The sequence below is a fragment of the Phaeobacter sp. HS011 genome, from assembly GCF_018101215.1.
GTDB lineage: Bacteria > Pseudomonadota > Alphaproteobacteria > Rhodobacterales > Rhodobacteraceae > Phaeobacter > Phaeobacter inhibens.
In genome coordinates this window covers 125,512-143,824 of the sequence record NZ_JAGEUF010000006.1, presented here as the reverse complement: position 1 = coordinate 143,824, position 18,313 = coordinate 125,512, and the positions used below count along the sequence as shown (strand labels likewise).

General features: G+C 58.7%; 19 protein-coding genes and 1 riboswitch. Of the genes, 17 read left to right on the top strand and 2 right to left on the bottom strand.

Features of this window, described 5'->3' with window-relative positions; genetic code table 11:
* Window positions 1-2 precede the first annotated feature (2 nt).
* A complete protein-coding gene (locus J4721_RS13195; RefSeq protein WP_102874831.1) occupies window positions 3-911 on the bottom strand; it encodes a LysR family transcriptional regulator in 909 nt (302 codons plus the stop codon).
* 125 nt (window positions 912-1,036) lie between these two features.
* On the opposite strand from J4721_RS13195, the gene J4721_RS13190 reads away from it, so the two are divergent.
* A complete protein-coding gene (locus J4721_RS13190) occupies window positions 1,037-1,834 on the top strand; it encodes a phytanoyl-CoA dioxygenase family protein (RefSeq protein WP_211002854.1) in 798 nt (265 codons plus the stop codon).
* Between the two features lie 39 nt (window positions 1,835-1,873).
* Here J4721_RS13190 and J4721_RS13185 read toward each other — a convergent pair whose 3' ends face one another.
* Window positions 1,874-2,743: a glycosyltransferase family 2 protein gene (locus J4721_RS13185; RefSeq protein WP_027248020.1), complete on the bottom strand. Its 870-nt coding sequence runs from the start codon at window positions 2,741-2,743 to the stop codon at window positions 1,874-1,876.
* A 142-nt stretch (window positions 2,744-2,885) separates the two neighbouring features.
* On the opposite strand from J4721_RS13185, the gene miaB reads away from it, so the two are divergent.
* The 16 genes from miaB to J4721_RS13105 all read left to right on the top strand — a co-directional run bounded on the left by miaB (window position 2,886) and on the right by J4721_RS13105 (window position 18,262).
* On the top strand, window positions 2,886-4,208 hold the full coding sequence (gene miaB, locus J4721_RS13180; protein ID WP_102874828.1) for a tRNA (N6-isopentenyl adenosine(37)-C2)-methylthiotransferase MiaB: 1,323 nt from the start codon (window positions 2,886-2,888) through the stop codon (window positions 4,206-4,208).
* Between the two features lie 205 nt (window positions 4,209-4,413).
* Window positions 4,414-4,965, top strand: a complete 552-nt coding sequence (locus J4721_RS13175; RefSeq protein WP_211002855.1) for an OmpA family protein — start codon at window positions 4,414-4,416, stop codon at window positions 4,963-4,965.
* Between the two features lie 11 nt (window positions 4,966-4,976).
* Window positions 4,977-5,273, top strand: a complete 297-nt coding sequence (locus tag J4721_RS13170) for a hypothetical protein (protein ID WP_014873574.1) — start codon at window positions 4,977-4,979, stop codon at window positions 5,271-5,273.
* A gap of 153 nt (window positions 5,274-5,426) precedes the next feature.
* A complete protein-coding gene (locus tag J4721_RS13165) occupies window positions 5,427-6,434 on the top strand; it encodes a PhoH family protein (protein WP_014879142.1) in 1,008 nt (335 codons plus the stop codon).
* 123 nt (window positions 6,435-6,557) lie between these two features.
* Window positions 6,558-7,088 carry an rRNA maturation RNase YbeY gene (gene ybeY, locus J4721_RS13160; RefSeq protein WP_102882994.1) on the top strand — a complete coding sequence of 177 codons (531 nt, stop codon included), beginning with the start codon at window positions 6,558-6,560 and terminating at the stop codon, window positions 7,086-7,088.
* A 5-nt stretch (window positions 7,089-7,093) separates the two neighbouring features.
* Complete coding sequence (locus J4721_RS13155; protein WP_211002856.1) at window positions 7,094-7,993, top strand: hemolysin family protein; 900 nt, start codon at window positions 7,094-7,096, stop codon at window positions 7,991-7,993.
* The gene (gene lnt, locus J4721_RS13150) at window positions 7,990-9,501 is read left to right on the top strand and encodes an apolipoprotein N-acyltransferase (protein WP_211002857.1); all 1,512 of its coding nucleotides are present in this window, start codon (window positions 7,990-7,992) and stop codon (window positions 9,499-9,501) included. The genes J4721_RS13155 and lnt overlap by 4 nt, the downstream gene beginning before the upstream one ends.
* Window positions 9,502-9,562: 61 nt before the next feature.
* Window positions 9,563-9,611: riboswitch (SAM-SAH riboswitch) on the top strand.
* A gap of 6 nt (window positions 9,612-9,617) precedes the next feature.
* Complete coding sequence (gene metK, locus J4721_RS13145; RefSeq protein ID WP_014873579.1) at window positions 9,618-10,799, top strand: methionine adenosyltransferase; 1,182 nt, start codon at window positions 9,618-9,620, stop codon at window positions 10,797-10,799.
* 165 nt (window positions 10,800-10,964) lie between these two features.
* Window positions 10,965-11,675 (top strand): ATP-dependent Clp protease proteolytic subunit, encoded by a 711-nt coding sequence (locus J4721_RS13140; protein WP_102854035.1) that lies wholly within the window; start codon window positions 10,965-10,967, stop codon window positions 11,673-11,675.
* A 92-nt stretch (window positions 11,676-11,767) separates the two neighbouring features.
* Window positions 11,768-12,532: a tRNA (guanosine(46)-N(7))-methyltransferase TrmB gene (locus J4721_RS13135; protein WP_211002858.1), complete on the top strand. Its 765-nt coding sequence runs from the start codon at window positions 11,768-11,770 to the stop codon at window positions 12,530-12,532.
* Window positions 12,533-12,664: 132 nt separating this feature from the next.
* On the top strand, window positions 12,665-14,014 hold the full coding sequence (aroA, locus tag J4721_RS13130; RefSeq protein ID WP_014873582.1) for a 3-phosphoshikimate 1-carboxyvinyltransferase: 1,350 nt from the start codon (window positions 12,665-12,667) through the stop codon (window positions 14,012-14,014).
* On the top strand, window positions 14,011-14,616 hold the full coding sequence (cmk, locus tag J4721_RS13125) for a (d)CMP kinase (protein WP_014873583.1): 606 nt from the start codon (window positions 14,011-14,013) through the stop codon (window positions 14,614-14,616). The genes aroA and cmk overlap by 4 nt, the downstream gene beginning before the upstream one ends.
* 326 nt (window positions 14,617-14,942) lie before the next feature.
* Window positions 14,943-16,622, top strand: coding sequence for a 30S ribosomal protein S1 (rpsA, locus tag J4721_RS13120; protein ID WP_211002859.1), 1,680 nt, complete (start codon window positions 14,943-14,945; stop codon window positions 16,620-16,622).
* A gap of 344 nt (window positions 16,623-16,966) precedes the next feature.
* Window positions 16,967-17,251, top strand: a complete 285-nt coding sequence (ihfB, locus tag J4721_RS13115) for an integration host factor subunit beta (protein ID WP_008560927.1) — start codon at window positions 16,967-16,969, stop codon at window positions 17,249-17,251.
* Window positions 17,251-17,601: a lipopolysaccharide assembly protein LapA domain-containing protein gene (locus tag J4721_RS13110; RefSeq protein ID WP_014879148.1), complete on the top strand. Its 351-nt coding sequence runs from the start codon at window positions 17,251-17,253 to the stop codon at window positions 17,599-17,601. Before ihfB ends, J4721_RS13110 begins: the two co-directional genes overlap by 1 nt.
* 7 nt (window positions 17,602-17,608) lie before the next feature.
* The gene (locus J4721_RS13105; protein ID WP_014879149.1) at window positions 17,609-18,262 is read left to right on the top strand and encodes a phosphoribosylanthranilate isomerase; all 654 of its coding nucleotides are present in this window, start codon (window positions 17,609-17,611) and stop codon (window positions 18,260-18,262) included.
* Window positions 18,263-18,313: the final 51 nt, after the last annotated feature.

Genomic DNA, 18,313 nt, shown 5'->3' with positions numbered 1-18,313 from the left:
CTTCACTGGTCCGGCGAATTGGCTGTTACCACGTCCACCAAAATGTCTTGTGCCCGCTGAATTACGCTGCCGCGGGCAGGTCGGGTGTGGCTGATCAGCACAAGAGGCTCTTCTGCAGATGTGTCCCTGATCGGAACTGAGACCAACCCCGGTCCGTCATAGGAATACGTACCCGGTGGCCTGCTGTAGGTGATACCAATGCCCTCGCCGTGGGCGGCCAAGCTGCACAACAGCTCTACCGACGCGGCACGATGGGCGATGCGGGGCAGGGTGCCGATCGATTTGAACAGCCCAAGCATATGGCGCACGGAGTGCCCTTCTTCTGATAGAATCAACGGCTGCTCAGCGAGATCGGCTAGCGCCAGGTGGTCTAGACCTGCCATCGGATGGCGTCGCGGCAGCAGTGCAACGGGAGACCGGCGTGACAGCTCCTGGCGCATGAAACTGGCATCCACGCCAAGGTCGTAGCTGATGGCCAAGTCAACATTCCCGGCGATCATTGCAGCGATCAATGGTTCAAAATGATCAACCTTGTAGTGGATCGCAACACCGGGGAGGGCAGCGCGAAGGCGCTGAAGAGCGGGCGCGAGCAGAAATGGTGCAAGATCAGTGAACCAGCCAACAGTCAGTTGCTGGCCGGTCGCATCTTCGCTGCCTTGGCGTTCCAACTGTGCAGCCTGCTCCAGAATCGCCTGCGCACGCGCAGCAAAGCTGCGTCCCTGCGGTGTGAGAACCACCGCAGCGCCACGACGACGCAGAAACAAGGTTTCGCCCAACTGTGCCTCAATCCGTGCGAGTGCGGTGGACAGCGCAGGCTGGCTGACATGCACCGCCGCTGCCGCTGCTGAGAGGCTGCCATACTGCGCAATAGCACAGACGTATTCGTAGTGGCGCAGGGTTAAATATAACATTAGATTATTTTTCTTATATCGAGATATTATTTGAGCATGCGCAACCTCTGTGCGCAGGATCAAGGGCAAACGGGCCGCAGCGCCCGCCGTCGCAGCCCGGAATTTCGATCCCAAGGACTATCACCATGCCTCATCCCCTTATCACTCAGGATCATATTGATCAGTTCCAACGCGACGGCGTGGTGCTGATCCGCGGGCTCTTCGCGGATCAGGTTGAACTGCTCCGCGACGGTGTGGAGGCCAATATGGCCGAGCCGGGCCCCTATGCCTCCAATAACGAAAAGAAGGGCCAGACAGGGCGTTTCTTTGATGACTATTGCAACTGGACCCGTATCCCTCAGTTCGAAAAGGCGATCAAACACTCACCCGTTGCCGAGGTGGCGGCAGATCTGATGCAATCGAAGCACGTTCAGATGTTTCATGACCATGTTCTGGTGAAGGAGCCGGGCACCTCTATGGCGACGCCCTGGCATCAGGATGGGCCCTACTACTTTGTCGAAGGCCAGCAGACCATCAGCTTCTGGTCGCCGCTTGACCCGGTCACGGATGCATCGCTGCGCTGTGTTGCTGGCTCTCATAGGTGGGAGAAAGAAGTCCTGCCGACACGTTGGGTGTCTGAAGAAGGGTTCTTTGCCGATGAGGGGCAGTACATGCCGGTTCCGGACCCGGACGCCGACGGCATGACCGTTAAAGAATGGGAGATGCAGCCTGGTGACGCGGTCGCATTCAACTACCGCACACTGCATGGTGCGCGCGCCAATACCAGCAACTCCCGTCGTCGTGCCTTTTCGCTGCGCCTTGTCGGCGACGATGCGCGCTACATCGAACGTCCCGGTCCCACGTCGCCGCCATATCCGGGTCACGAGATGACACCAGGTCAGATCCTGCGCGAGGATTGGTTCCCGGTTCTGTTGCAACGCTGACTGATATCTGGGTCTGAGCCGCCGTAACGGCTCAGATCTTCAGAACCACTGCCCCGGTTCCATCAGTCCCAGATCAAGAAGCTGGCGCGAGTGCCAGTCAAACGGGGCAGAATTATGCCAGCGAAAGTTATCAATCTCAAATGATGACCCGGGATTGCGTTTCAGCGCCTTTGCCGTCCGGAAGGAGCAGATGGCTGCCGTCAGATTGTGATGCCAGGGGCAGGCGTAGGTGTTGTACTCAGGCTCGCTAAAGCGGTGATCGTCGAACAGGTGCAGATCAGGTTTGGCGCGAAATAGCGAAATCCGGTCGATCTTCCGACTGGCCGCGGGAATGTGTTCCTCATACCGCCAACGCACGCCGCCGTAGAAATCCAGCTGACGGTCCAGCGGGTGACCTGTCTGCGGATCATTGCGGGATTGGGCATAGTAGCCGGATTTGTCCAGATGCGCGGTGTCCAGCGAAACGCCATTCGGCGCTGCCACAAGATCCCCCGCGTAGAGGTCGATGACATAGCTCAGCATCGCGTCACGGCGTTCTTCTGCATGAAAGCCTAGCAGTTCCACAACGTTCCGGCTCTCGCAGAAGGGATAAAACAGGTATTCGGCGTTATAACAGTAGTAGAGCCAACATCCGGGTGCGGCGGCCGCGATGACTTTGTTTATCGCATCGAATACGGCGTCTCGCTTGCTGCAATCATATGGCACGCGCTCGATGCGTGTTTCCAGATCATAGGGGATATCAAAGGCATCGGGCATAAACACCACGACCGTCGCGAAACCTAGATCAAGGTGGTGGCGTAGGGTTGTTGCGATCTCAACCTTATCCTCAACAAAGATCAGGGCGACAGGCCCTTTTGCCAGGGCCGTTTTGGCATGTCCTAGAAATCCCTCAAGTGATGAATGCATCATATCCGATTGCCTACTGCTCTTTGTCGGCGCCCTTGTCTGGCGGTTGCTGCCAAATTCGGGTAATCGGGGCAGCATTGCAAGCAGAGCCGTTTCCGGCTATGCCACGCCGCTGTTGCGACCCTCCGCTGAAAAGGTTGTCCCCATGAGCGCCCCGAAGAAGCTGTTTATCAAGACCTATGGCTGTCAGATGAATGTCTATGACAGTGAACGCATGGCCGAGGCGCTGGGTGGCGAAGGCTATGTAGAAACCAAATCGCCCGATGATGCGGATATGATCCTGCTGAACACCTGCCATATCCGGGAGAAGGCCGCTGAAAAAGTCTATTCCGAACTGGGCCGCTTCAAGGGGCTGAAGGCGGAGAAACCAGATCTGAAGATCGGCGTTGCAGGCTGTGTTGCGCAGGCCGAAGGGCAGGAAATCATGCGTCGCCAGCCGCTGGTTGATCTCGTGGTCGGTCCGCAAAGCTATCATCGCCTGCCAGAAATGGAAGCCAAGGCGCGGGAAGGGGAGAAGGTGCTCGACACCGACTTTCCCGAAGAAGACAAATTCGAGAAGTTGAAAAACCGCCCCAAGGCCAAGCGCGGTCCGACAGCGTTCCTGACCGTGCAGGAAGGGTGTGACAAATTCTGCGCCTTCTGCGTGGTGCCCTACACCCGTGGCGCCGAGGTCTCGCGCCCGGCAGACCGTATTCTGCGAGAGGCGCAGGATCTGGTCGAGCGTGGGGTGCGCGAAATCACCCTTCTGGGTCAGAATGTGAATGCCTATCACGGTGCCGGACCCAATGGCGACATGACGCTGGCGCAGCTGATCTGGGAGTTGGACAAGGTCGACGGGCTGGAGCGCATCCGCTTCACCACGTCACATCCCAATGACATGCAGGATGACCTGATTGAGGCGCATGGCACCTGTGCCAAACTGATGCCTTATCTGCATCTGCCGGTTCAGGCGGGGTCCGACAAGATCCTCAAACGGATGAACCGTGCACATACCGCCGAAAGCTATCTCCGCTTGATCGAGCGCATCCGCGCCGCGCGGCCTGATATCCTGATCTCTGGCGATTTTATCGTTGGCTTCCCGGAAGAGACTGAGGCGGATTTCCAGGCCACTTTGGATCTGGTGGAAGAGGTGAAATATGGTACCGCCTATTCCTTCAAATACTCCACCCGTCCGGGCACCCCGGCGGCGGAACGTCCACAGGTCGATCCCAAAGAGGCAGACGACCGGCTTCAGCGCCTGCAGGCCCTGCTGACGAAGCAGCAACGCGAGGTTCAGGACAGCATGGTAGGCCGTGACGTCACCGTGCTGTTCGAGAAAGCGGGACGGTTCCCCGGGCAGATGGTTGGGAAATCCGACTATCTGCATGCGGTCCATGTCGCGGATTGCGACCGGGCTATCGGGGATCTTGCCCGCGTGCGGATCCTGTCCTCCGGCGCCAACTCGCTGGCGGGTGCGCTGATCGACTGATTTATGGGCGGGGGCGGTCGCGCAGACGATTGCGCCCCCACCGCGACATGGGCCGTGAAACTTCTGATTTCCTTAAGCAAATGATTGCAATTTGCGTTCTATACCTGCGAATATCGTGGTAACTGCCCGCGCAAAGCCTGCGTGGCCGCAAGAATGACGCCTGCGAATGACTGGTGTAAGGGGGATATTGGGTGTGTTGAAACCAATGCGGAAACAACTCTGCGGACTCGTGGCCACCGTTGTCGCGACTGTCGGCTTGAATGTGGGCGCTCTGCTGGCGCAGGACGCCGGTGTGATCGGTCAAAGCTATATTCCAACCATCTGGGTTGATCCCGATGGTTGCGAGCATTGGGTGATGGACGATGGCGCCGAAGGCTTCATGACACCGCATGTCACGCGAGACGGAAAACCGGTTTGCCGCCGGGGCAATATCTGCGGCGTGATGCCCAGCGATCAGTTTTTTGCCACCAACAGACACCGCATTAGCGCGGCGGGACAGCAGCGCCTGCGCGAGTTTTTTCAAACCGCCAATGCGCGTTCTTTCATCATCACCGGCCATACTGACAGCCGTGCATCGGACGAGTACAACATGCGCCTGTCACAGCGCCGGGCAAATGCGGTCGCCAAGGTCGGCCAATCGGTTGGCGTGCGCATCCTCGAGGCGCGTGGTTACGGCGAACGCGATCCGCGTGTCCCCAATGATTCTGCCGCCAACATGGCGCAGAACCGCCGCGTTGAAATCATCTGCCTGCGCTGAGGAGCACGTCTATGTCATTCATTAAAGCAGCGTTGCTGGCATCCGTGGCGATTGGTCTCGCGGCCTGCGACGAAAAGGTCGACAAGACCGTGGATCGCGGTTTCGACAGCAAGGATCTCTCTCAGTTGAAGGCAGGCATCTGGGTGGACCCAACCGGCTGCGATCACTGGATCATCGACGACGGCGTGGAAGGTTATCTGTCGCAACGTCTGGCGCCGGATGGGCGTCCGGTATGTTCTGGGGTTGCACCACCAAATACTGCAACTGGCCCGTTCAAATCAGGCTCCAGTGTCGAGGATCCGATCTGAGCGGATGCACCCACAGCTACAGATCACTGCCGTGTGGCCGTCCTTCCGGGGCGGCCATTTTGTTTCAATCGCGTGAAATTGCGGATGCGCAGCTTGCGCCGGGGCGAGTCGAGGGGCACACTGAGTGAACACCGTCAAAGACAGGAGACCGGATTGGCCATTGGCACTTTGACCCCATCACAGGAGCAGGATGCCTCCCACGAGGCGCTGCTTGAATTTCCCGATAACCGACTGTTGATTGATCTGTGCGGCGAATACGACCGCAATCTCGCAACGCTTGAGCAAAAGCTTGGTGTGCAGATCGTCCGGCGTGGCAACCAGCTTTCGGTGCTGGGCGAAGAAGCCGCGCGCGATCAGGCCGCCGCAGTTTTGGCCGCGCTGTATGATCGGCTGGAAACTGGCCGAAGCGTAGAGGCCGGTGACATTGATCGCGAGTTGCGGATGGGGCAGGAGCAGGTCGCCACCCCCGGTAGCCAGCTGGAGATGTTTCGAGGCGGCAAGGTCGAGATTAAGACCCGCAAGAAGCTGGTCGAGCCGCGCACTGATGCACAAAAAGCCTACGTTCAGTCTCTGTTTGAACATGAACTGGCATTTGGCATCGGCCCGGCTGGCACGGGGAAGACCTATCTGGCCGTCGCCGTTGGGGTCAGCATGTTCATCACTGGCCATGTCGATAAGATCATCCTTAGTCGCCCTGCGGTGGAAGCCGGAGAGAAGCTTGGTTATCTGCCAGGCGACATGAAGGACAAGGTCGATCCCTATATGCAGCCGCTCTACGATGCGCTGAACGATTTCCTGCCGGGTAAGCAATTGGCGAAGCTGTTGGAAGAAAAGCAGATTGAGATCGCTCCGCTGGCCTTCATGCGCGGTCGCACGCTGTCCAATGCCTTTGTCGTGTTGGACGAGGCCCAGAATGCCACTACGATGCAGATGAAGATGTTTTTGACCCGTCTGGGCGAAGGATCGCGTATGGTGATCACTGGCGACCGCAGCCAGGTCGACCTGCCGCGCGGGGTGGCGTCAGGGCTGGCAGATGCCGAGCGGTTGCTGAGCAGTATTCCCAAGGTGAGCTTCAATTACTTCACATCGCGCGACGTGGTGCGGCATCCGCTTGTGGCCGCCATCATCGAAGCCTATGAGGCGGATGAGAAACCCGCCTGATCACATTCGTCACGGATTGATTTTGTTAGGGCGATAGGAGCTCGGGTCCCAAGGCGCTGCCATCTTGAACCCGAGCTGACATCGCCTGCGACGGCGGACTGCCTTGGCTGTGAGATTTGGATAATGACCCTCGACATCTCCATAGAGGATACCCGTTGGCAGGACGCCGACCTCACTACACATGCGGTGCAGGCGATCCATGCGGTGCTTGGGCATTTTGGTCTGGATGCCGACGACTGCGAACTGTCTTTGCTGGCCTGCGATGATGCACGGATCATGGAGCTGAACACTGAGTTTCGCCAGAAAGCGAAGCCTACAAACGTGCTCAGCTGGCCTGCGGAGGATCTTTCGTCTGAGGAGGCGGGCGACGAGCCACCACTGCCTGAGGCGGATTTCACTGGCGAAATTCCGCTTGGTGACATTGCGATTGCCTATGAGACCTGCGCGCGTGAGGCTGAGGATGCCGGCAAACCTCTGGCGGATCACCTGCGCCATTTGATCGTTCACGGAGTGTTGCATCTTTTGGGGTATGATCACATTCGTGACCCTGACGCCACTTTGATGGAACGTCTTGAGGTGCAGATACTTGGCAAATTGGGTATTGATGACCCATATACTTTGGATGACAGCCCCAATCATGGGCGTATCGGATAGGAACGATGGACGATATCGACGGAAGTTCTAACGCAGCGCAGGGCGCGCTGGAGAACAAGGGCAGCGCTGACAACAGTGTAGCGGCTGCACAATCAACGGGGTTTCTGGGGCGTATTTTCGGTTCCTTTGCTCCGGCAGAAACTGAAGAAGGCGTGACTGCCGGTCCGGACACACGTCTGCCGAACCAACCGCATGGGATGATCAACCTCCGCCGCTTGCGGGTTGAGGATGTGGCCATCCCCGCCGCGGAGATTGTTGCGATCCCGGTTTCCACACCCAAGGACGAACTGGTTCAGATCTTCCGCGAAAGCGGTTTTACCCGGATTCCCGTCTATGAGGGCACGTTGGATACGCCGATCGGCTTTGTCCATCTCAAAGACTTCGCCTTGATGCATGGCTTCAATGGCACCGAAGCCGATTTCGGCCTTGAAGGCATGGTGCGGCCGCTTCTGTTCGTGCCGCCCTCCATGACAATTGGTGTTTTGCTGACCAAGATGCAGGCCGAGCGGCGCCATATGGCGCTGGTGATTGACGAATATGGCGGCGTTGACGGCCTGCTGACCATCGAAGACCTGATTGAGCAGGTTGTTGGCGAGATCGAGGATGAACATGATGCCGGTGAGGATCAGACCTGGTTTCGCGAAAAACAGGGCTGCTACATCGCACAGGCCCGCACCCCGCTGGATGAATTCGAGAATGAAATCGGCCGTTCACTGACCAATCACGAGGATGTCGACGGCGAAGAAATCGATTCCCTTGGCGGGCTGGTCTTTATACTGTCGGGGCGGGTGCCTGCACGGGGCGAAGTCATTCAGCATCCTGATGGACCTGAATTTGAGGTAATGGACGCCGATCCGCGCCGGATCAAGCGATTGCGGGTACGGCTGCCGGATTGTTCAGGATGATCACTAAGGCCTGGTCGGCGACCAGCCTACGGTCCGCGTTCCTATCTGTCGCGACCGCTGTTGCCGCTGGCGGGTTGCTGGCCTTTGCGCTGGCGCCATTCCACGTGCTTTGGTTGGTGCCGCTTTGTCTTGGGGTGGTCGGATATCAGCTGCTTCAGGTATCCTCTATCCGCCGTGGCGCGTTGTTTGGCTGGTTGTTGGGAACGGCATATTTTTCCGTCGGTATGATCTGGATCTATGAACCATTTCAGATTGATGCAGATCGCTATGCCTGGATGGCGCCTTTTGCCGTTGTAGGTCTTGCGGGCGGGCTGGCGTTGTTTTGGGCGCTGGCGTTTGGTGTTGCGGTTCGGTTTGGGCAAGGGGCTACCCGGCTGCCGCTGTTCATCGCACTGCTCTCGCTTGCGGAATTCGCGCGCGCCTATGTCCTGACCGGTCTGCCGTGGGCCGCCTTCGGGCAGTTCTGGATCGATATCCCTGCTGCCCAACTGCTGCCTTGGATCGGACCACATGGCCTGGGTCTTCTGACTTTGAGTGCCACCGTGCCAATTGGTTTGATCCGCCACCGCCCTGTTGCTGCGCTGTTGCCACTCATTGCAGTGGGCGCCGTCGTGGTGCTTCTGCCCAAACCACCTGTCGCCGCACTGACCGAGCACACGTTACGCCTAGTGCAGCCCAATGCACCTCAGGACGAGAAATGGCACCCGGACCTGCGCTGGTCGTTTGTCGACCGGCAGTTGGAGTACTCGCGTGCTCCGACGGCTGACGGATCTGCGGTGGATCTCATCCTCTGGCCGGAAACGGCTATTCCCCTGATGTTGAACTACGCGGAAGATATCTTGGATGAGGTTGTATCTGCGGCTGGGGATACGCCGGTCATGTTGGGCATCCAGCGCAGAACTGATGGGCAATACCACAACTCGGCGATTGTCTTGCAGGGCAGCAACGTTCCCGCTCAGATCTATGACAAGGCGCACTTGGTCCCCTTTGGAGAGTATATTCCGGCGGGCAATCTGATGGCGCGCTTCGGTGTGCATGGTTTTGCGTCGCAGGCCGGGGCGGGTTATGCGGCGGGGCCGGGGCCTCGGCTCTTGGATTTGCCGGTGGGAAAGGCGCTGCCGTTGATCTGCTATGAGGCCTTGTTTCCGCAGGATGTGAATGCCGCACCGGGGCGGGCCGACCTGCTGATCCAGATCACCAACGATGCGTGGTTCGGCACCTATTCCGGCCCCTATCAGCATCTGGTTCAGGCACGGATGCGCGCGATTGAGCAGGGCTTGCCCATGGCGCGCGTCGCAAATACCGGGATCTCGGCCATGATTGATCCCTATGGACGGATTTTGGACGCCCTGCCTTTGGGCGTTGCGGGCTATCTGGATGTGGCGCTGCCTGCACCGCTGCCGCGAACCCTTTATGCACGGACCGGAGATCTGCCAGTGTTTCTTTTCTGCATCGTCCTTGGCGGGCTGGCGCTGCGACGCAGCACCACACTTGCGCGCGGGTCATAGCTGCTTAACCTCTGGGCATTATAGATTGACGACACACGTCTCCCCGCGTACTGCGGATCGATTACTGCCACAACGGCTTCCTGGCGTGGCGGGCTAAACCCAACGGAGCACCTTTCATGACCCGCACGAATTATACTTTCACCTCGGAATCGGTTTCCGAGGGACACCCGGATAAGGTCTGTGACCGTATTTCGGATGCCGTTCTGGACGCCTTTCTGAGCGAAGAGCCCGAAGCCCGCGTAGCGGCCGAAACCTTTGCAACCACGAACCGCGTGGTCATCGGGGGGGAAGTGGGTTTGTCGGACCAAGACAAACTGCACGATTACATGGGCCGTATCGATGAGATCGCCCGCGCCTGCATCAAGGATATCGGCTACGAACAGGATAAGTTCCATCATGAGACGGTGGAGATCACCAACCTGCTGCACGAGCAATCCGCTCATATCGCCCAGGGCGTTGACGCCGCAGCTGATAAAGAAGAAGGCGCAGGGGATCAGGGCATCATGTTTGGTTTCGCGACCAATGAAACGCCCGCGCTGATGCCAGCACCGATCCAGTACAGCCATGCAATCCTGCGTCGTCTCGCCGAGGTGCGCAAAAACGGCGCGGAACCGGCGCTTGGCCCGGATGCGAAGTCGCAACTTTCGGTGGTCTACGAAAATGGCAAACCGGTGCGTGTCAGCTCGCTGGTGCTGTCGACCCAGCATCTGGATGAGACGCTGACCTCCAACGATATACGTGCCATTGTCGAACCCTATTTCCACGAGACCCTGCCCGAGGGATGGCTGACCGATGAAACCATCTGGCACGTCAATCCAACCGGTAAATTCGTTATCGGTGGTCCAGACGGGGATGCGGGCCTGACAGGGCGCAAGATCATCGTCGACACCTACGGCGGCGCAGCACCTCATGGTGGCGGCGCATTCTCCGGTAAAGACCCGACCAAAGTTGACCGCTCGGCAGCCTATGCAGCGCGCTATCTCGCCAAGAATGTGGTGGCGGCGGGGCTTGCAGATAAATGCACCATTCAGCTGTCCTATGCGATTGGTGTTGCCAAACCGCTGTCGATCTATGCCGATACCCATGGCACGGGCGACGTGGATGCGGCCAAAATTGAGGCGGCGATTGATCGGATCATGGATCTGACGCCACGCGGTATTCGTCATCACCTTGGGCTGAATAAACCGATCTATGAACGCACGGCGGCCTATGGTCATTTTGGCCGGGAACCGGATGCGGATGGCGGGTTCAGCTGGGAGCGGACTGATTTGGTAGAGGCGCTGGCAAAAGCGATCTGATCGAGATCGACCTCTCTCATTTGCATATAGAACAGGCGGGGATGTCCCCGCCTTTTTTCATCTGGGCGCCGTATACTGCGATTTCAGGCGCGCAAAGCGCTTGGAGATCCGGGCATTTTGCGGGCAGTATAGACCAGTGATTGTATTGTTATGGAGCTGACCTTTATGGGTTCTCGCTGCCGGTTTATTCTCCATCTGCGCGCGTGTCGGCAGCTTGCGCTGGCCTGTCTTCTGGGGATCTCGCTGATGCCCCACCCGGCGGAGGCCCGTCAGACGCTTCCCCCCAAATTCAAGATTGATGGGACGACGCTGATTTATGATACCGACAATCTGGTTTCACAACAGGTTGATGGCACGCAGCAGGCTGAAACCGGTGAGATCAGCGATGAGGATATCGAACCCTTTCGCGATATTCTGAATGCCAACCCCGCCATAACGCGGCTCCAGCTGAACAGCGGTGGAGGCAGTGTCTATGCAGGTGAGTCGATCGCCGATATCGTGCAGGGTCACGCGCTGGATACCTGGGTGGTCGGAGAATGCATCAGCGCCTGTGTCGATATTTTCCTGGCCGGCAATCGACGTCAGATGACTCTCGGTTCGAAGATTGGCTTTCACCAGCGTGATTGGGCACCGAAAGCGGTGCAGAGCTACTATCGTCTGTGGCGCAAGGATGAAAACTGGGCCACACCGTTTGAATTCGGGACCTGGATTTATCGTGACACGCAGTCAGAAGTTTTTCGCCATCTGAAGTATATGATGCAGCGCGGTGTGGATCCGGCCTTTGCGATTGAGACTCTGAAAACCAAGCCCGAGGATGTCTGGTACCCGACTCGGCTGCGCCTGATGGCGGCGGGGGTGCTGCGCGAGACCCCCTAGAACGGGGTCGTCGCGGTGGCTGGCTTGACCCAGACGGCTGCATCGGGCAGAGGGGCGGCCAGGTTTTGAACGCTCGATAGGAAAAATCCCCGATGTCTGATGACACCAAACCCAACCAGGCGCCCTCCGGCGACAGCCGGCCCAACGCGGTTGATAAACATCAGAGTGGCGCGCCTTGGCGTAACTTCTACGGGCGCCTGAAGGGCAAGCAACTTAAAGACAGCCAGCAGCGCTACATTGATGAGGATCTTGCCTCACTCAGCCCCGGCGCGGTGGGGTGGGATGTGAACCCAGATCGTACCCCTTTGGAGCTCAAGGAAATGTTCGGCGGGCGCGACGTCTGGCTAGAGGTTGGTTTTGGCGGTGGCGAACATTTGGTGCATCAGGCCAAATCGAATCCTGATGTCGGCATCATCGGGGCAGAACCCTATATCAACGGGGTTGCAATGCTTCTGGGCAAAATTCGCCGCGCAGGGGCGGATAACATCAAGGTCCATCCTGGCGATGCCCGTGACCTGATGGATGTCTTGCCGGAACAGTCGATTTCTCGTGCGTTTCTGCTCTACCCTGATCCCTGGCCAAAGGCACGCCACCATCGGCGCCGTTTTGTTACGCAGGAACATCTGGAGCCACTCGCAAAATGCCTGAAGCCGGGCGCGATCTTTCGGGTGGCAACGGATATTCCCGACTACGTTCGCCAGACCATGGAAGAGGTGCCGCAGGCCGGGTTTGAGTGGCTGGCAGAGGGGCCGGATGACTGGCGTGTGGCATGGGATGACTGGATCTCAACCCGATATGAGCAAAAGGCCCTGCGCGAAGGTCGCACACCTCACTATATGACATTCCGTCGCCTCTGATCCTGCTGCCTGACCGGGCTTTATGCTTGGTGCAATATCTTGCAGGGAGGGCGGCAATGGGAAAACGCGCTGGACCGACACCAAGCGATTGGGTAGTCCAATTGTGAACGCTAGCATTTCGAAAGGCTCCTCATGTCCGGACACGGTACGCCCATCCCGATGACTTCGCACCGCGCGGATCCGCTGACCGGCATTGCCGAGGTTCCGGGCGATAAATCGATCTCTCACCGCTCGCTGATCTTGGGCGCCCTGGCCGTGGGAGAGACCAAGATTTCGGGTCTGCTCGAGGGGGAAGATGTACTGGACACCGCCAAGGCAATGCAGGCAATGGGCGCCGAGGTCATCAATCATGGTGGTGGCAATTGGTCTGTGCATGGTGTCGGCGTCGGTGGTCTGGCTGAGCCGGACCAGGTGATTGATTGCGGCAACTCCGGCACCGGTGTGCGGCTGATCATGGGGGTCATGGCGACTTCTCCTATCACGGTTACCTTCACGGGGGATGCCAGCCTCAACAAACGACCAATGGCGCGGGTGACCGATCCGCTGGCCCTGTTTGGGACCCAATCTGTTGGTCGGTCGGGTGGGCGCCTGCCAATGACAATCGTCGGAGCTGCGGAGCCGACACCGGTGCGCTACACAGTTCCGGTGCCCTCCGCGCAGGTGAAATCCGCGGTCCTTCTGGCGGGACTGAATGCTCCGGGGCAGACAGTTGTGATCGAGAAAGAGGCCACCCGAGACCATTCTGAGCGCATGCTCGCGGGGTTCGGCGCCGAGATCACTGTAGAAGATACGGATGAAGGCCGGGTCATCACACTGACTGGGCAGCCTGAACTGAAACCGCAGGTCATTGCGGTGCCACGTGACCCCTCAAGCGCGGCTTTCCCGGTTTGCGCAGCATTGATTACGCCAGGGTCCGATGTGCTGGTACCGGGTATCGGCCTGAACCCGACGCGGGCGGGGCTGTTCTACACCTTGCAGGATATGGGCGCGGATCTCACTTTTGAAAATATGCGGGAAGAGGGCGGTGAGCCGGTTGCGGATCTGCGCGCGCGGTACTCGCCTGACATGAAGGGGATCGACGTCCCACCGGAGCGCGCGGCTTCGATGATTGATGAATATCCGGTGCTTTCGGTTGTGGCTTCCTTTGCGGCGGGCAAAACCATGATGACCGGCGTCAAGGAACTGCGGGTGAAGGAAAGTGACCGGATCGACGCGATGGCGCGCGGTTTGCGGGCAAATGGCGTGATGGTTGAAGAGGGTGACGATTGGTGGGCCGTCACCGGTCTGGGACCGGAAGGTGTGCCCGGCGGCGGCACCTGTGAGAGTTTCCTGGATCATCGGATCGCGATGTCTTTCATGGTGATGGGTATGGGGGCCCAAAAACCCGTGACTGTCGATGATGGCACGCCTATTGCCACGTCCTTCCCGATCTTCACCCCGCTGATGACCACGCTGGGGGCGCGGCTAGAGACGACGGCATGAGCTTTACCGTTGCAGTTGACGGCCCGGCTGCCGCAGGTAAGGGCACGATTTCTCGGGCAGTGGCGGCCCATTTCGGGTTTGGCCATCTGGATACGGGCCTGCTCTACCGTGCGGTCGGGGCGCGGATGCTTGCCGGGGATAAGCCGATTGATGCCGCCCTTGCGCTGCTGCCGGATGATCTTGAACGGCCAGAACTGCGCACCGCGCAAGTGGCGCAGGCCGCGTCAAAGGTGGCGGTGATCGCTGAGGTGCGCGCGGCATTGGTCGATTTTCAGCGCGCTTTTGCCCGCCGTGCAGGCGGGGCGGTTCTGGACGGGCGGGATATCGGCACGGTGATCTGCCCGCGCGCGCAGGCCAAGCTCTTCGTGACAGCGAGCGCCGAAGTTCGTGCGCAGCGCCGCTTGCAGGAGTTGATGGCAGCGGGCAATCCTACCAGCTATGCTGAGGTGCTGGAAGATGTGAAGGCGCGGGACGCGCGCGATACCAACCGCTCGGAATCGCCGTTGAAACCTGCGAGCGATGCGGTGCTGATCGATACCAGTGCGCTCACGATTGATGAGGCCGTGGCGACGGCAATCGCGGCGATTGATGCGCGTCACTAGCTTGATCCGGTCGCTGTAACGGCCCCACGACCCGTGATCACGCGCCTTCTGATCCTGCTGCGAACTTGTGACCGTTCGCCGCTCCTTGGTGCCTGATGACGGTTTCCCTTGCGCCGAAGCGGGAATCCGCATAGTAAGCGCGCTGTCACTATAGAGGCGGTTAACGCACGGACGGCATTCTGAGCAGGGTCGAGGCACACCTCGGCCCTTTGTGTTTGTCTGATCAGACCGGCCTGTGCTGCGCCTCGTAAGGACCAATCTTCAAGACCGGCGGAGACAACCGCCCGGCCAGATAAAACCGATTTGTAAAGGAAACCTGAGACCACATGGCTCAAGACACATCGATGGAGGAATTCGAAGCCCTCCTGAACGAAAGCTTCGAAATGGACACCCCCGAAGAGGGTTCTGTTGTCAAAGGCAAGGTCATCGCAATCGAAGCGGGCCAGGCCATCATCGACGTCGGCTACAAAATGGAAGGCCGCGTTGAGCTCAAAGAATTCGCAAACCCTGGCGAAGCTCCCGAAATCTCTGTTGGCGATGAAGTAGAAGTCTATCTGCGCGCTGCTGAGAACGCCCGTGGCGAAGCTGTTATCTCCCGCGAGATGGCCCGCCGCGAAGAAGCATGGGATCGCCTGGAAAAAGCATACGCAGACGACCAGCGCGTCGAAGGTGCTATCTTCGGTCGCGTCAAAGGCGGCTTCACCGTCGACCTGGGCGGCGCTGTTGCATTCCTGCCCGGTTCGCAGGTTGACGTCCGCCCCGTGCGCGACGCCGGCCCGCTGATGGGTCTGAAGCAGCCGTTCCAGATCCTGAAAATGGATCGTCGTCGTGGCAACATCGTTGTGTCCCGCCGTGCAATCCTCGAAGAGTCCCGCGCCGAACAGCGTGCCGAAGTTATCGGCAACCTGTCCGAAGGTCAGGCCGTGGATGGTGTGGTCAAGAACATCACCGAATACGGTGCGTTTGTTGACCTGGGCGGCGTTGACGGCCTGCTGCACGTCACCGACATGGCATGGCGCCGTGTGAACCACCCCTCCGAGATCCTGTCGATCGGCGAAACCGTCAAGGTTCAGGTCATCAAGATCAACAAAGAGACTCACCGTATCTCCCTCGGCATGAAGCAGCTGCAGGAAGACCCGTGGGATCTGGTTGGCGCCAAGTACCCGCTGTCCTCCGTGCACAAAGGTCGTGTCACCAACATCACCGATTACGGTGCATTTGTTGAACTGGAGCCGGGCGTCGAAGGTCTGGTCCACGTCTCCGAGATGTCCTGGACCAAGAAAAACGTCCACCCGGGCAAAATCGTCTCCACTTCGCAGGAAGTCGACGTCATGGTTCTGGAAATCGACGGTGCCAAGCGCCGCGTTTCCCTGGGCCTCAAGCAGACCATGCGTAACCCATGGGAAGTGTTTGCAGAAACACACCCCGAGGGCACTCAGGTCGAAGGGGAAGTCAAGAACATCACCGAATTCGGTCTGTTCATCGGCCTCGACGGCGACATCGACGGCATGGTTCACCTCTCCGACCTGTCCTGGGACGAGCGCGGCGAAGACGCGATTCAGAACTACCGCAAAGGCGACATGGTTTCGGCCGTTGTCTCCGAAGTGGACGTCGAGAAAGAGCGTATTTCTCTGTCGATCAAAGCCCTCGGCGGCGACAAGTTCGCTGAAGCCGTTGGCGGCGTGAAGCGCGGTTCCATCGTGACCGTGAACGTCACCGCCATTGAAGAAGGCGGCATCGAAGTGGAATACGAAGGCATGAAGTCCTTCATCCGCCGCTCCGATCTCTCCCGTGACCGTGCCGACCAGCGCCCTGAGCGTTTCTCGGTTGGTGACAAGGTTGACGTGCGCGTGACCAACGTGGACGGCAAGACCCGCCGTCTGGGTCTGTCGATCAAAGCACGCGAAATCGCGGAAGAAAAAGAAGCCGTTGAACAGTATGGCTCCTCCGATTCCGGCGCGTCTCTGGGCGACATTCTGGGCGCAGCGCTGAAAACAGGCGACTGATTTCAGCAGCCAGCCTAGGCTGAAAATTTTGAACGGTCCTGCCCTTTTGGGGCGGGGCCGTTTCTTTTTGTCGCAGGTTGCTCTTCCCGACCTGGAGCGGGGTGCGGATGAAAAACCGCAATTAGATACTGCTGCGAATCACAAATACAATTGCAACCCTTGCAGCTGAATCGAGGGGGCCCCATCTCTGCTTTGTGGGCAGAAATCGCCAGAACTCGCCTAATGATAGGCAAACGCTGACTTATTTGCGGGGCAGGCCTGCATCCACTGTTCCCGGTTCGAGGTTTTGTACCTATAGTCGTTGAATAGAAACTGTGCCTAGCTTGGCTTGGGAGGGCCGAGAAATGATCCGCTCGGAATTGATCCAGAAGATTGCAGACGAAAACCCGCACCTGTATCAGCGTGATGTGGAGCGGATCGTGAATACGGTGTTCGAGGAGGTGACCGACGCAATGGCGCGCGGCGACCGTGTGGAGCTGCGGGGCTTTGGCGCCTTCTCAGTGAAACAGCGGGATGCGCGAGTTGGTCGCAATCCCCGCACGGGCGAAACGGTCCATGTTGAGGAAAAACACGTGCCGTTCTTCAAGACAGGTAAACTCTTGAGGGACCGCCTGAACGGAAAAGCCTGATGCGCTATATTCGCTATGCCTATCTTGGGGTGATTGCCATCGCCCTTATCTCGGTCTCTTTGGCAAATCGGGGTTTGGTTGAGCTTAAGCTCATGCCCACGGCCTTCGCCGAGTTCTTGGGCTATAACTTCCGCATCGAACTCCCCCTGTTTGTGGTTGTGCTAGGGGGTATCGCTGTTGGTCTGATTATCGGCTTCATCATTGAATGGTTGCGTGAACACAAACACCGTCGTGAGGCAGATCTGAAAGCCCGCGAGGCGAAGAAGCTCTCGCGCGAGGTCAATCGCCTGAAAAAGCAGAAGCACGAGGGCAAAGATGAGGTCCTCGCTATACTCGACGAAGCAAGCTAACGCACTCATGATGGACATTCGGGTTAAGATCTGCGGACTGAAAACACCGCAGGACATCGTGGCCGCGGCTGATGCCGGGGCGGCTTATATCGGATTCAATTTCTTTGCAAAATCCCCTCGCTCTGTGACCGTAGAGGAAGCCACGGCGCTCGCCGTCGAGGCGCCTGTTGGTTTGTGCAAAGTGGCTTTGGTGGTCAACCCGGATGACGCCATGCTGGATGAAATCACCAGCGCTGTTCCATTGGATATGATCCAGCTGCACGGGCAGGAGACGCCGGAGCGCGTGGCTGAGGTTAAGGCGCGCTATGGTCTGCCTGTAATGAAGGTGCTTGGGGTGTCCACTGCCGAGGATATCCAAAGGATCGAGGCCTATGAGGCCGTTGCCGATCAGATTCTGGTGGACGCCAAGGCGCCGAAGGGCGCTGTCTTGCCGGGCGGGAATGGCGTCACCTTTGATTGGGGGCTTCTGGCACGCAAGAAATACTGGCGCACCCCTTGGATGCTGGCCGGCGGGCTGACGCCTGAGAATGTCGCAGAGGCGATCCGCGTCACCGGTGCGCGTCAGGTCGATGTAGCCTCAGGTGCCGAGAGTGCGCCCGGCGTAAAGGATCCTGCGCGTATTCGCGCCTTCTGTGAGGCCGCCGGTGCGCCACGTCGCTGAGAGGCGTGCATGTCGGCCTTTTACACCTGCCCCTTTCCGCGACATTTCGTA